The organism is Echinicola vietnamensis DSM 17526 (assembly GCF_000325705.1).
In the GTDB taxonomy this organism is placed as follows: Bacteria; Bacteroidota; Bacteroidia; order Cytophagales; family Cyclobacteriaceae; genus Echinicola; species Echinicola vietnamensis.
Genome location: NC_019904.1, coordinates 4,398,111 through 4,411,516, shown reverse-complemented (window position 1 = coordinate 4,411,516; position 13,406 = coordinate 4,398,111). Strand labels below are relative to the sequence as shown.

Here is a 13,406-nt window from a genome sequence, read left to right as displayed (position 1 = left end):
CGGACCAAAGACTCATAACTTACCAATCCGGTAAATTCTTATCAGGCCGTTTGCTTGGTTTTTTTCTGGTTTGCTGGATATAGCGCATTTCGGCATTGTCCATGGCATCCAAGATTTGTTTGGCTTGCTCTGGAGAGATATTCATCTGCTGGAGTTTTTGGCGAAGCGCTTCCATGGCTTTTTCACGTTCGCTGAGGTCGCTTTCCATATCGGAAGATTCCTCCGAAGCTTCCTGATTTTGGGATTTTTCGCCTCTTTTTTCATCCATTTTATCGGATTCTTGGGCCCCATCTTCTTGGGTTTGCTCTTCCCCTTGGCCATCCTTGGATTCTTTCTCCTGCTGCCCTTGGTCTTCTTGCTGCTGGTTTTCGTCTCCCTGCTGTTGCTGGTCTTGGTTTTGTTGATCTTGCTGCTGCTGGTCCTGCTGATCCTTTTGCTCCTGCTCTTGGTTTTGCTTTTCTTGATCGTCTTGCAGCTTTTCTTTCAGGGCATTGAGCTTGGGATCATCGGGGAATTTCTGCAGTCCCTCTGCCAAGGTCTGGCCTACACCGGCATAATCGGCATGCACATAGTTCTTGGCCGCTTGATTAAAATACGTGTCTGCCGATTGGGCAGATGCCTGGAGGGTCGCCACCAGCATCAGGGCCATCAGGCCAGAAAAAGACGTTATGTTAATTTGCATTGATTTCATTGATGTCTCCTAGGTTCTTTATAAACTCCTGATAGTGCGAAACAGTTTCATCGATTTCCAAAGCTTTGGCCATGACATCCAGTGCCTCTTGGAATTTGAACTGGTCCACCAGCTTATCGGCTTCCGCTTTCATTCGCTTGGCGTAATTGGAAGGCTCCTGTTTGTTGTCATCTTGATTTTCTTGGTCTTGCTGATCCTGGTTCTTGTCCAGCCACCGTGCCAGCAGTTCATAGTTATAGCGGGCAGTTTCGTTGGTAGGGTCTTTTATCAAGGCGGTCTTAAAAGCAGCCAAGGCTTCTTCGTATTTTTTATCCCTGCCCAGCAGCACCCCATTTTGATTAGCAGCTGCGCTGGCGATGTGATGCTTCGCTGCACCCGTCATTTCCAGGTACTTTTTCTTGGCTTCTTCTTCCTGCCCGTTAAACTGATAACTCAATGCCAGGTCAAAATTGGCTTCAGGGGCGGTGATGCCATGTTCATTCAGCAAGGCAAGGTGCTGGCGAACGGATTCCTCGTATTCGGCTACCTTGTATTTTTCGGCAGCCAAATCGATGGCGGCATTTTTCTCCGAAATCTTTGACCACGAAGCGGGAATAAGCAGTAATGTTGCCAGAAGTATTTTGTTCATATTTCCTTTTCGGGCATTTAAAGTTACATACTGATGGTTTTCAGGGGCAAGATCATATCGAGTATTGCCAAGCCAAGTGCTGCCAGCAAGAAGTAAAAATACTTATTGGCAGAAGCTTCTACTGTTCTGGAACCAGTGACGGCGCCTTCCAGCTTTTCGATGGAAGAAATCAGCTGCGGAATCTCCTGATTTTCGTCACTGATTTCAAAATACTGGCCATTGGTTTCACTGGCAATTCTTTTCAAGGTTTTTGAGCTCAGTTTGCTGACCGCTGGCGCATTGGAAGATTCGTCCATGATCACACCGTTTCCTTTGGGGATGGTGCTGCCCTTTTCTGTACCTACGCCAAGGCTGAAGACCCTAATGCCTTCATCCTTTAGCTGGTCCAGGATATTGTTAAGGTTGTCTCCAAAATTCTCCCCGTCACTGATCAGCACGATGGATTTGGATTTTGGATCTTGGTTTTCGTCTGTATGGAATTTCTGGATGGCCAGTGCCAATGGCGCCGCGATGTCCGTACCATAGTTGGGCACCAAGTTGGTGTTCAGGCCGTCCAGGTGCAGCTGCAGGACATTCTGGTCAAAGGTCAGCGGACATTGGATAAAAGCCTCCGAACTAAAGATGATCAGGCCGATACGGTCGGAGCTGAAATTTTTAATGAGGTTTTTCAGCTCAAATTTCACCCGCTGGAGCCTGGAAGGACTGATGTCCGCGGCATTCATGGATTGGGACAGGTCGATCGCAATGAACAGGTCCTTGCCTTCTTGTTTGATTTCTTTGGTGGCGTTGCCCACGGAAGGTCCCGCCAGTGCTACCAAGAAGAGCAAAAAGTACACGATCCGCAAGCCCATCTTCATTAGCAAGCGGTGTTTTTTGACCTTCAGCCTTTTATTGATGCGATAGAAACGCACAAGGTAAAGAAAATAAAGCGCCCCAAATACGGCGGCGAGTATACCAATTAATGTTAAGTCAGGATATGCCCAAATCATGCCTTGAAATTAGGAATTTTAATTCAAAACGAAACAACTGCCGATAAATTATCATGAAAGGTCCGGTAAGTGCTTTCGCAATGGAGTACAAAGGAGGGAAACCGCCGTCTCCCGACGCAAGCATTTCATACGTTACGTTGATGAAGGGGTCACTGCCCAAGCGAGTTATTGGTATAATTGCGGAGAATCAGATATCTTAATGTCATCGATCAAGAATAGGCAAGTAAATTGCTCCAGAAGTTCACTTAAAGTTAAGGACGCTCAACATGAAAAGGGCAAAAGAAGAGACATGAAAAAGCTTATATCCTTTTGGATAATGGTGATGACCGTTTGGGGAACTCCTCATTTGGTCATGGGGCAAGAAACGGCCATCCTTCGAGGAGAGGTGGTCGACCAAGATAGCGGGGAAAAACTGATTGGTGCTTCTGTCTATTGGAAAACGGCAGCAAATGAGGGGGTTGTCAGTGATGAAGATGGTGCTTTTGCATTGCCATTGACCCACGTGCCCCGGACCTTGGTCGTGTCATATTTGGGGTTTGGAAAAAAGGAAATTCGGATAGGGAAGGAAGATAGGGAGAGCAAGTTGACCGTGGGGCTTTCCTCATCCGCCGAAGGGCTTGCGGAGGTGGTCGTGGAAGGGAAACATGAAGAAGTCATTACCCAAAGTGTGGACATGGGCAGAAATATCGTTCCAGTGGAGGCCTTAAAATCCATCCCCAGTTTATTTGGTGAAGTGGACGTGCTCCGTGGGCTCCAGCTGCTTCCCGGTATCCAGACCGCAGGAGAGGGGACGACGGGCTTATTTGTCCGCGGTGGCAGTTCGGACCAAAACCTTATCCAGTTGGATGGAGCTCCTGTTTATAATCCCTCCCATTTTTTTGGTTTCTTTTCTGTGTTTAATCCAGATGCCTTGGATGAAGTGGACCTCTATAAGGGGAATATCCCGGCAACTTATGGCGGCAGGTTATCGTCCGTGGTGGACATTTCCATGAAAGAGGGGCGTACAGACAGGATCCATGGAGCAGGGGGGATTGGGAATATCAGTTCCAAGATCACGGTGGATGGACCGCTGTTTTCAGATAAGTCATCTTTTGTGCTTACCGGAAGAAGGACCTATGCGGACCTGTTTCTGAAACTCTCCAATAACGAAGAGATCAACAGTAATCGGCTGTATTTTTATGACTTGGGCGGTAAGATGACTTTTAGGCCCTCCCCAAAGGATAAAATCAGCATTTCCAGTTACTATGGCCGGGACTATTTGCAGGCGGGGGACATGTTTGGCTTTGGTTGGAAAAACTGGATCAATGCTGCCCAGTGGCAAAAGACCTTTAATAAAAAGACTTTTCTCGATGTCAATGGATACTATTCCCGATACGATTATATGATCGATATCATGGACCAAGACAACGGGTTCAGCTGGAGCAGCTTATTGTCAGAAGGAGGGCTGCGGTGGTTTTTTACCATGATACCCAGCGATAAGGCCGTTTTTGAAGCCGGTGCCCATACCCGGTATTATCACATTTCCCCGGTGGAAATGAGTACGGCCCCGGGAAGCCAAATTACCCCGATCACGACCAATCCAGGCAATGCCCTGCAGCAGGACTTTTTTGTTTCTGGAGAACTGGAAGTCACCCCAAAGCTTAAAGTGGAAGGGGGGCTGCGATGGAGCTTGTACGCCCAGATCGGCAAAGGCGCAGAATATCGCTACGATGAAGGACCCGGTAGGGAAAGCGGAGAAATCATCGATACCGTGTTCTACGATAAATTGCGCCCCATGAAATTCTATCAAGGCAAAGAACCGCGGATTGCTTTGCGCTATAAGATTACCGACAACGTTTCTTTCAAAAGTGCCTATAACCGAAATTACCAATACCTTCAGGTGGCTTCCAACAGCTCCGCAGGCTTACCAATAGACCGATGGACACTTGCCAATGAATACATCCATCCGATCACCTCGGACCAGTATTCTGCGGGGATTTACAAAACGATTCAAGGCGGCGATTGGGAAGTGTCTTTGGAGGGGTATTATAAAGAATACGATCGGATCATTGATGTAAAGCAAGGAGCTGATGTGCTTTTTACGGATCATTTGGAAACAGAAGTGTTGGATGGCAGAGGATGGTCCTATGGCGGTGAGTTTTTGCTGAAGAAGAATGTAGGCCCCACCACGGGATGGTTCGGGTATACTTATTCGAGGACCTTTCGGGAAATCGCCGGCATCAGTGAGGGTAAACCCTACAATCCGCGTTATGATCGGCCCCATGATATTTCACTGGTATTGCAGCATGAGTTCAGTGAGCGGTTGACCGCTAATATGACCTTTGTGTACTCCACAGGGCAAGCGGTGAGCCTTCCCGTGGGGACTTACTCCGTAGACAATCAGGAGATGCCACTATATGGGACCTTGCGGAACGAGGACCGGTTTCCGGATTATCACCGGATGGATTTGGCCGTTACCTGGAAGAACAAGGACAAAGGCAAAAAATGGAGGGGAAGCTGGAATGTCAGTATCTATAATGTTTACGGGAGAAAAAATCCCTATTCTTACCAGTTTAAGGATATCGTAAACAATGATATTCATTACGATTCAGACTCCGATGGAATGGTTTACTCCAGGAGACCAGGAGTGGTGATGACTTACCTGTTCACCTTTTTACCTTCTATTTCTTATAACTTTGAATTTTAAATGCGATGCATAGAATAATTGCCATTATGATAGGGGTGATGCTGATGAGCTGCCAAGAGGAGGTCAGGTTGGACCTGCGGGAAACCGCACCGCTTCCAGTGGTGGAAGGGATCTGGACCACCAACAGCAACTTGAACCAAGTGAAAGTTTCGATGAGCCAGTCGTATTATGACTCCACTTCCTACCGGCCTGTGACCGATGCAGAGGTGTACATTGTGCATGAGGAGGGAAATAACCGTTTTGATTTCGAATATTCCGAACCGACCAAATCCTACCTGCCCGTATACAATGACCGGGGGATTGAAGGGCAACATTATACCTTACACGTCAGAATGGACGGGAACCATTACCGTTCTTCAGGCGTGTTGCTGGAAGCTCCAGAGCTGGACAGTCTGACGTACCGTTATAAGGAGAAAAGATTGCTAAGACCTGCCGGATATTACATTACCCTGCATGGCAAGATTCCTTTTGAGGAAGATAATTTTTACCGTGTCCGCGTGGTGCGAAATGACACCTTGTTGGTGTCCAGAAATGATTACTTGTTGTTTGATGATACCTTCGGGACGGCAACACTCGAGAATGGGTTTGAAATAGAGACCATCCCCTTTGATGAGGGCGATGAGGTGCGCATCGGGCTCTACCGCTTGAATGAAGGGGCCTATAATTATTTGGAAGGGCTGGTAGAACTTATGTACAATGATGGGGGACTGTTTACCCCTCCGCCCCAAAATCCGCCAAGCAATTTCGAATTGGTGGAAGGGGAGACGCCTGTTTTGGGATATTACATGGTCGGGCCTGTTTTGTCGGCTACGGTCACGATCGAATGAGCAGTTGACGATAAACTGCACAATTTTTTAAGTGTAGCTTTATGATTTTTTTGTATTTTTAACCATTCAAGTTCGTTTTGACGGCTTGAAATGAATTGCCATTAACACCCATATAGGAAGCATGACCCTGTTAATCAAACTATTAATTTACGGGATGTGCAGGAAAAAGGCTTGACGCTTGGACAAAAACGATTGGTCATTGGAGGAGTCGAAAAAGAAATTTATTGAAATCAAAGAGGTCATCCGGGACAAAAATCCCAAACTGCTAAAGTGGATTCCGGGCTTCGTGCTGAATTACATTCGAAAAATCACCCATGAAGACGAGGTGAATCGGCTGATGGCAGATTACGGGCATTTGCACGGGATGGAATTCGTCAATGCCTTAATACTGGATTTTGGCGTCCAAATTGACCTTAAGGGGGCAGAAAATATCCCCCAAACAGCACCGGTGATCTTTGTGTCAAACCACCCCCTTGGAGGATTTGATGGAATTGCCTTTATGCATGCCATCGGCAAGTACCGGCAGGATATTCGGTTTTTGGTGAATGATATTTTGACTAATGTCAAGAACTTTGATCCGTTGTTTGTCCCAGTAAACAAGCATGGCAGTCATGGGCGAAAAGCCGCGAGGTTGATAGAAGAAACCTATGCCGGGGAAAATGCCGTATTGGTTTTTCCTGCAGGACTGGTTTCAAGAAAACAGGCCCATGGCATCAGTGACCTAGAATGGAAGAAGAGCTTTATCACCAAAGCCAAAAAGTATAAAAAAGATATCGTACCCGTCTACATTGATGGCAGAAACTCTTCTTTTTTTTATAACTTGGCTAAGTTCCGTAAAAAAATCGGTGTTAAAGCCAATATTGAAATGATGTATTTGGCCGATGAGATGTTTGGCCAAAAGAACAAAAAAGTCACTATACATGTAGGAAAACCAATTTCTTACCAGTATTTTGATGATACAAAAAGTGAAAAAGACTGGGCAGCAGAAGTAAAGAGCATTGTTTACTCCATGGCCTCAGAAAGTTAACCGTTTTTATGCAAGAGATAATAGCACCTGTAGATAGGGAACTTTTAAAAAAAGAGCTGACACCAGAGCGTTTCCTGCGCCATACGAACAATGGGGACAATCAGGTCTACTTGGTCAATCACCATAACTCCCCGCACATCATGCGGGAAATAGGTCGACTGCGCGAAGTCACTTTTAGAGGAGCCGGAGGTGGCACGGGGCTGCCCTTCGATATAGATGACAATGATACCTGTGAAAACTGTTACGAACAGCTGATTGCTTGGAATCCGGTGGAGGAAGAGATCATTGCAGGTTATCGGTTGATCGACTGTAATAAGGCGGGGCTGAATCACCATGGAGAGGTAAACCTGTCCACAGCGCACTTGTTTAGATTTACGGATAAATTCAAATCCGATTACCTTCCCTATACCATTGAGTTGGGGCGGTCGTTTGTGCAGCCAAAATACCAGCCCAGGAAAGATAATCGTAAAGGAATATTCTCCCTGGACAATCTATGGGATGGATTGGGTGCCGTGGTAGCGCTGCATCCTGAAGTAAAATACCTTTTCGGAAAAGTAACCATGTATCCCCACTTCAATGCGGAAGCGCGGGACCTGCTGCTGTATTTCATGAATTATTATTTTCCAGACAATGAGCATCTGGTGGAGCCTATCAGTCCACTTCCTTATAAGACCGATGTGAGCAAATTCCAAGGGCTTTTTGAAGGCCTTGATTATAAAGACGGCTATAAAGAGCTTAACTCTCGTGTAAGGGCCTTGGGCGAAAACATTCCGCCATTGATCAATACTTATATGAACCTTTCTCCTACCATGAAGACCTTCGGGACGGCGATGAACGATGAGTTTGGAGCCGTGGAGGAAACGGGGATCATGATCACGCTTTCGGATATTTATGACAGTAAAAAGCATCGCCACATTGAGACGTTCGAGCGGGACAAGTTTTTTGATAAAGAAGTCAAGGAATAAGCGTTAAGGACGATTCCTCAAGGTGATTCGAAAAAGTACATGTTTCCGTTTTTTAGCTATTCCCTGATGAGGTGGTGATCTGCTATTTAAGAAATAATAACGTGCTGAAGCTGCTATGGACCATCATGGCAGTTTATGTGCTGAACATCAGTGCGGACACTGTAGATCCTCGTCCATATTACATGCCAGAGGATTTGTCCATCAATGATCAGGAAAGCATGGCAGAGGTGCTGGTGGAAATGGTGTTGGGATTTGAAAAGGCCTTTCCTGAATATGATGACCCGGATACAGATGATGAAGGAATGTCCTTCGATATTGGGGCATTTGTGCTTCAAGCATTGTACACCCCTTCTTTTAATCCAATTTTTAGATTGATACGCAAGGTCTTTTTAAGCTTAAACATGCATTTGCCCCAGGGACACGGTCACCTGGAAGGCCCACCCCCGAAAGCCTGAGCTTTTTTTAGAAATGACACCCTGATGGGGAGTCTTTAAACATTTTTAGCAACAAACATACAAATCAAATGAACTTGAAATTTTCATGGTCACTGCTGCTGATAGTAGCGCTGACACCGCATGCCTATGCCCAAATGACAACTGCAGAAGAGGATAGTCTATACATTCATAAAAAGGAAGCAAAATTGCCCGATAAAGTACTTCACGCAGAGCCCCTTTATATTGATTTGATCAGGGATCTTGGCGCCAGAAAGGGGGAGCGGGAATGGAACCTTGGTATGGGATTGACCGATAACACCCATTTCGATGCCTATGAAGCACTGATCGAATACGAGTGGGCTCCAGTGGACCGTTTGGGATTGGAAGTAGAGCTGCCTTTTACCTTTTATACTCCATTGGCGGAAACGGACAAAGGTGAAATTCCTGCAAATAGATTGAATAGCCTGAAGGTGGCTGCACAGTGGACCTTTTTTGTGAACAAGGAGATGGCCACTTCCATGGCCATTGGCTATATCAATGAGTTTTTGCTGGCTGACTTTGGGAGTTTTGGAAAGCCATTGCTGACAGGCAACGGGTACAATCCCTTTTATATTGTCGCCAAACGCTGGGGCAGCTATTTCCATTCACTCATTTATACAGGTCCTATTATCGAGCGGGACTTTGAGCGGCACCAAACGCATGTTACCTATGCCATCAATCCCAGCTTTCATTACATGATTCCCGGGACCAGAAACTTCATTGGCATCGAATGCAATCAAGTGATTGATCAAGGGGATTTTGACATGACTCTACGGCCCCAAATGCGTGTCGGAGTAGCGCATAATTTACTGGTGGGCATCGTGGCAGGAATTCCGGTAGAGCGGGAAAATGAACGCTTCAGTTCGTTTATCCGGCTGATTTGGGAACCGTCACATTGAGCCAAAGGATAGGATAAGAAACGGTCTCTTTATTCAATTTCGAGCAGAAAGAAAGCGAATAATGGAGACCGTTTCGCATTTATAAAAACATTATTTTTGTATTTGAAAGTTATTTAAATATATTTGAAATACTTTTAATTGCTTTTCAATTGCGTTATGGCCAAGTGTAAGGGGCGTACGATAAACTTTGCTAAAGCCAACAGGAGAAAGCTTTTTAAAGGTGCATTTTTAACCATAGAAACTACGTCATGAAGAACTACTACTTTCCCCTTATGCTAAGTGCATTGGTAGGGATATTTTTATACGGGTGTCAAACCGATCTTCCCGAGGTCGGTGAGCTCAAAAGTCCCGTTTCCTTTGGGTTTAGTTTGCCAGCTGGCAATGCGTCGTCAAAAGTGGCGAGCAATGATTTTAGATTAGTGGTGAAGGCTCAAGTGACCATCAGTAAGGCGGATAGTTCGGCGGAAGTTCTCAGGAAAAAGGAATTAAAGGTTTATGAATCAGATGGAGTGCTGTATGCCGAGGAAATTTTCTTGCCTATGGGGGATTATTTGATCACTGAGTTACTCCTTTTAAGTGAGGAAGGTGTGGCGATTTTTGCGATACCAGGGAAAGGAAAGCTGCAAGATCACATTGACAGGCAATTGCCGCTGCCTTTTTCGGTCGAAGGGAAAAATGCTACAAAAACGGTGACGATGGAAGTCCTTTCTACCTTGGGATTTACACCGAAGGAATTTGGGTTTGATCCAGCGGAGGTAATGTTTGAGGAGGCTGAGTTTTTCAAGGTAATGTTAGTGGAAAAGGGAGATCCTCAAAACATTCTAAATGGAGCTATAAGCCTCAAAAAATCAGATACAACGGTTTCTTTTGAAATAGATTCCATTGCGAAGATATTGCTCAAAGAAGAATATAGTTATGACAATAGATCCTATTTAGAAGCGAGTTCTCCTGGTTATTTATCGCTTAATGTGTTTGCGGGAAGGGACAGTTTACTGCAGCATAAGGAAGATCCATTGATCATTGAGCTCGAAAAATTGAAGGATTTTTATTCATTCAAGATAGGTTTAAATGCTTTTCATGTCAGGGAGTTGCAAGGGATGATGGTGAATTCCTTGGAGGAAGTGGTCAACTCCAGGATCACGCTCCTCCACGATGGAAGTGCTTTGGAGGAGTATAAGGATGTGGAGGTGGTAATTGTTGAAGAGGAAGGATACTATTTTTTGGAGACGATAGACCTACCCATTGGTGATTTTACCATTCAGGAATTGTACTTGCAGAATGCAGAAGATAAGACGCTATTTGCCGTTCCTTTTACAGCATCTTATATCGAAGAGTATTACAAGTATTCCTTACCGCTTCAGTTTTCTGTTTCAGGTGATACAAAATCACATGTCAGGTTTTTTAGCGTAGTGGACACCCGCGGATTCCTGCCCAGTGAATTTAACTTTGATCCTGATCGAATAAGTTTCAAAGAGGAGGTTTTACCTTTCTATGTGACCCTACAGGAGAAGGATAACCCTGGCAAACACCCCACTGGGACGTTAATTTCCGGAACCAATGTAGAAATAAAAAAGGAGGTAAGCTATTTGACCCGTGTGAATTTATTTGAAGGTGATTATTACGATAATCATGACGTTTATGTAAAGGTGCAAGCGAATGGCTATGAGGAGTTTAAATACATGTATCCCAAAGACAGCTTGCTTCAGCACCATGAGGATACCCCCTTGGTGATCGAACTGGAGGTGAGATCATTGGTCGTGGATGGGGTGTATAGGGGAAATGTGGTCCTGGAAACGCAGGCAGAGGTGGATGAATTTGCCAAATGGCATTGTACGACCATTAGTGGAAATTTGACGATAAAAGGACAGCGTGGTGCTGAAGACCAGATTGCTGACCTTGCAGGGCTGCAAAGTATAACGGAAGTTGGGGGTATGGTGAGCATTTCTGATTGTGATCATTTATCGAATTTGAAAGGCTTGGAATATTTGTCATCTATTAATGGAGGAAGGTTGGAAATAGCGCGCAATAATTCTCTACAAAATCTAAAGGGACTTTCTGGTCTGACCATCTTAAATGAATTTACGATCAGTGAAAATGCTTCATTGGTAAATTTAGAAGGACTCGAAAACCTAAAGGAAATAGGAGGGATGGTACTGGAATCCAATCCACTGCTAAATGCATTAAAGGGACTGGATAATGTAGAACGAATGAAATCACTATGGATAGATGATAGTGAATCACTGGTGGATTTTAACGGGTTTGATACCTCCATTTCATCATTGGGAACATTTGTTAGTATTAACAATCATAATTTGGAGAGTCTGCGGGGACTTATCCTGCCTGCCTGCAAAATAGATGGCGGTGTAGAAATCACAGACAACTGGTCACTGGAGAGCCTTGCTGGTTTGGATTTTAGTCAGCATGTAGCATTTAGCGTTTCGTTAGAATATAATAGTGGGCTAAAGGACATTTCTGCGATGGCTGCTATCAAAACGATTGGCCGGAAATTGACCATTGAGACATGCCACAGATTAACGAGCCTTAATGGACTGGAGAATTTAATTTCTGTGGGTACAGCGAATAGTAGTGAAAGTCTTGAAATATTAGATAATAAAAAATTAGTTGATTTTTGTGCATTGACCTCCTTATTTACTGAAGGGGATGTTTTTGGATATGATATTCAGTTAAACGCTTATAACCCTACAGAAGCTGATATGAAAACAGGAAAGTGTGTTCTGAGAGATTAACCGGCCAATTTTCTGACCATCCCGCCAAAAATAGGCCCGTGGAAGGGATAAACTGCATACCAATAGACCCTTCCCCAGAGCCCTTTGGGGCGGAAAGTGGCTGTCTGGACCAGGCAGCCATTTTCTATTTTGAATTCCAGCCAGGCATCCCCGGGAACTTTCATTTCGGCATAAAGCAGGAGCCGTTTCTCCGCTTTTTTGGCATAGAGGACCCGCCAAAAGTCCACCGCGTCACCGGAGTTGATGGTGGTGGGATGGGTGCGCCCACGCCGGAGGCCGACCCCACCTGCCAGCTTGTCCATAAAGCCGCGGAGTTTCCAGAGCCAATTGCCATAATACCAGCCGGTATCGCCACCAATGGCAAAGATGCGGTCCAGCGTGTCACTTTCGTGGCTCACCGGAACACTTCTGCTATCCACAAAACACCCGTGCGTCGGGATCTGGATGTATTCGGAAAGGTTGTTTTCAAAGCGGCCGCTGATCAAGGAATCTTTCCAGCTGGAAATGACCTCATTGGATTCTATTTTGGTAAACGCAGCACTGAGGGCTTGCTGGTAATTCATGGGCTTTATGCCGAGGGTTTCGGCCAAATGGTTGGGTTGACAGATCACTTCCACTTTCATGCTATCCACCAAGGCTACAGCCAGCTTGTAGGAAGTGCTGGTCACAAAAAACAGCCAATAGGAGGAGAGCCGAGGTGTCATGACCGGTACGGTCCAGATGCTCCTGGCCAAGCCCCTGTTTTTGGCGTAGCCCAAAAGCATTTCCTTGTAAGAAAGGATATCCGGCCCTCCAATGTCAAATGCACGGTCATGGGCTTTGGGTTCCCCTAAGGACAAGCTGAGAAAGCTGATCACATCTCGTATGGCAATGGGTTGGCAGCGGGTTTTAAGCCAGCGGGGCGCGATCATGACCGGTAATTTTTCTACCAAATCACGGATGATCTCAAACGATGCACTGCCCGAACCGATGATGATGCCTGCCCGTAATGCGGTGAAATGGTAATGGCCTTTGGCCAGCTCTTCTTCTACGACTTTTCTGCTTTGCAAGTGCTTGGAGAGCATCTCATTATTGATAATGCCTCCGAGGTAAAGGACATGCTTGACTTCACTGCCTTGGAGGCTCTTGCGGAAATTTTGGGCGGATTTTTTTTCCATCTCAGAAAAATCATCCGCACTGGACATGGAATGGATGAGATAATAAGCTGCCTGGATGTCTTTTGGGATATGGGATAGGCTGCTTTCTTTTAAAAAGTCCACTTCCACCACTTGGATGTTTTTGCGAAGGGAAGGGGGCGGCTCGAACCGGTTCTTGTCCCTGACACAGCAAACCACCTCATGTCCCATGCGCACCAGGGAAGGGAGCAGTCTTTTACCAATATATCCGGTCGCACCTGTCAGTAGAATTTTCACGTAAAAGGTCTTTATCAATTCAACTCGCAGCCACGGGAATGGTTTCAAAAGATCATAAAAAA

At 45.5% G+C, this 13,406-nt stretch carries 11 protein-coding genes; 7 read left to right on the top strand and 4 right to left on the bottom strand.

Going from position 1 to position 13,406, the window contains the following annotated elements; translation table 11 throughout:
- Positions 1 to 19 precede the first annotated feature (19 nt).
- The 3 genes from ECHVI_RS18015 to ECHVI_RS18005 are packed head-to-tail and all read right to left on the bottom strand — an operon-like array spanning position 20 to position 2,308.
- Positions 20 to 682 (bottom strand): hypothetical protein, encoded by a 663-nt coding sequence (locus ECHVI_RS18015; RefSeq protein WP_157501509.1) that lies wholly within the window; start codon positions 680 to 682, stop codon positions 20 to 22.
- Positions 672 to 1,319, bottom strand: a complete 648-nt coding sequence (locus tag ECHVI_RS18010) for a hypothetical protein (protein ID WP_015267457.1) — start codon at positions 1,317 to 1,319, stop codon at positions 672 to 674. The genes ECHVI_RS18015 and ECHVI_RS18010 overlap by 11 nt, the downstream gene beginning before the upstream one ends.
- A 23-nt stretch (positions 1,320 to 1,342) precedes the next feature.
- The gene (locus ECHVI_RS18005) at positions 1,343 to 2,308 is read right to left on the bottom strand and encodes a vWA domain-containing protein (protein WP_015267456.1); all 966 of its coding nucleotides are present in this window, start codon (positions 2,306 to 2,308) and stop codon (positions 1,343 to 1,345) included.
- Positions 2,309 to 2,597: 289 nt separating this feature from the next.
- Between ECHVI_RS18005 and ECHVI_RS18000 the strand changes: the two genes are divergently transcribed.
- The 7 genes from ECHVI_RS18000 (at position 2,598) to ECHVI_RS17970 (ending at position 11,932) form a co-directional block, all read left to right on the top strand.
- Positions 2,598 to 4,994 carry a TonB-dependent receptor gene (locus ECHVI_RS18000; RefSeq protein WP_041739993.1) on the top strand — a complete coding sequence of 799 codons (2,397 nt, stop codon included), beginning with the start codon at positions 2,598 to 2,600 and terminating at the stop codon, positions 4,992 to 4,994.
- Positions 4,995 to 4,999: 5 nt separating this feature from the next.
- Entirely contained in the window at positions 5,000 to 5,821 is an 822-nt protein-coding gene (locus tag ECHVI_RS17995) for a DUF4249 domain-containing protein (protein ID WP_041738851.1), read from the top strand.
- A 178-nt stretch (positions 5,822 to 5,999) separates the two neighbouring features.
- Positions 6,000 to 6,848: a lyso-glycine lipid O-acyltransferase GlsA gene (glsA, locus tag ECHVI_RS17990; protein WP_015267452.1), complete on the top strand. Its 849-nt coding sequence runs from the start codon at positions 6,000 to 6,002 to the stop codon at positions 6,846 to 6,848.
- Between the two features lie 8 nt (positions 6,849 to 6,856).
- Entirely contained in the window at positions 6,857 to 7,813 is a 957-nt protein-coding gene (gene glsB, locus ECHVI_RS17985) for a glycine N(alpha)-acyltransferase GlsB (RefSeq protein ID WP_015267451.1), read from the top strand.
- 101 nt (positions 7,814 to 7,914) lie between these two features.
- Positions 7,915 to 8,268 carry a hypothetical protein gene (locus ECHVI_RS23075; RefSeq protein WP_015267450.1) on the top strand — a complete coding sequence of 118 codons (354 nt, stop codon included), beginning with the start codon at positions 7,915 to 7,917 and terminating at the stop codon, positions 8,266 to 8,268.
- 68 nt (positions 8,269 to 8,336) lie between these two features.
- A complete protein-coding gene (locus ECHVI_RS17975) occupies positions 8,337 to 9,185 on the top strand; it encodes an HAEPLYID family protein (protein ID WP_015267449.1) in 849 nt (282 codons plus the stop codon).
- 248 nt (positions 9,186 to 9,433) lie between these two features.
- Entirely contained in the window at positions 9,434 to 11,932 is a 2,499-nt protein-coding gene (locus ECHVI_RS17970) for a receptor L domain-containing protein (protein WP_015267447.1), read from the top strand.
- On the opposite strand, the gene ECHVI_RS17965 is transcribed toward ECHVI_RS17970, so the two are convergent.
- Positions 11,929 to 13,344, bottom strand: coding sequence for an SDR family oxidoreductase (locus ECHVI_RS17965; RefSeq protein WP_015267446.1), 1,416 nt, complete (start codon positions 13,342 to 13,344; stop codon positions 11,929 to 11,931). The genes ECHVI_RS17970 and ECHVI_RS17965 overlap by 4 nt on opposite strands.
- Positions 13,345 to 13,406: the final 62 nt, after the last annotated feature.

Bases quoted from the DNA above. Each gene is read 5' to 3' on its own strand.
- ECHVI_RS18015 (WP_157501509.1), bottom strand. From the start codon at position 682: ATGCAAATTAACATAACGTCTTTTTCTGGCCTGATGGCCCTGATGCTG.
- ECHVI_RS18010 (WP_015267457.1), bottom strand. From the start codon at position 1,319: ATGAACAAAATACTTCTGGCAACATTACTGCTTATTCCCGCTTCGTGG.
- ECHVI_RS18005 (WP_015267456.1), bottom strand. From the start codon at position 2,308: ATGATTTGGGCATATCCTGACTTAACATTAATTGGTATACTCGCCGCC.
- ECHVI_RS18000 (WP_041739993.1), top strand. From the start codon at position 2,598: ATGAAAAAGCTTATATCCTTTTGGATAATGGTGATGACCGTTTGGGGA.
- ECHVI_RS17995 (WP_041738851.1), top strand. From the start codon at position 5,000: ATGCATAGAATAATTGCCATTATGATAGGGGTGATGCTGATGAGCTGC.
- glsB (WP_015267451.1), top strand. From the start codon at position 6,857: ATGCAAGAGATAATAGCACCTGTAGATAGGGAACTTTTAAAAAAAGAG.
- ECHVI_RS17975 (WP_015267449.1), top strand. From the start codon at position 8,337: ATGAACTTGAAATTTTCATGGTCACTGCTGCTGATAGTAGCGCTGACA.
- ECHVI_RS17970 (WP_015267447.1), top strand. From the start codon at position 9,434: ATGAAGAACTACTACTTTCCCCTTATGCTAAGTGCATTGGTAGGGATA.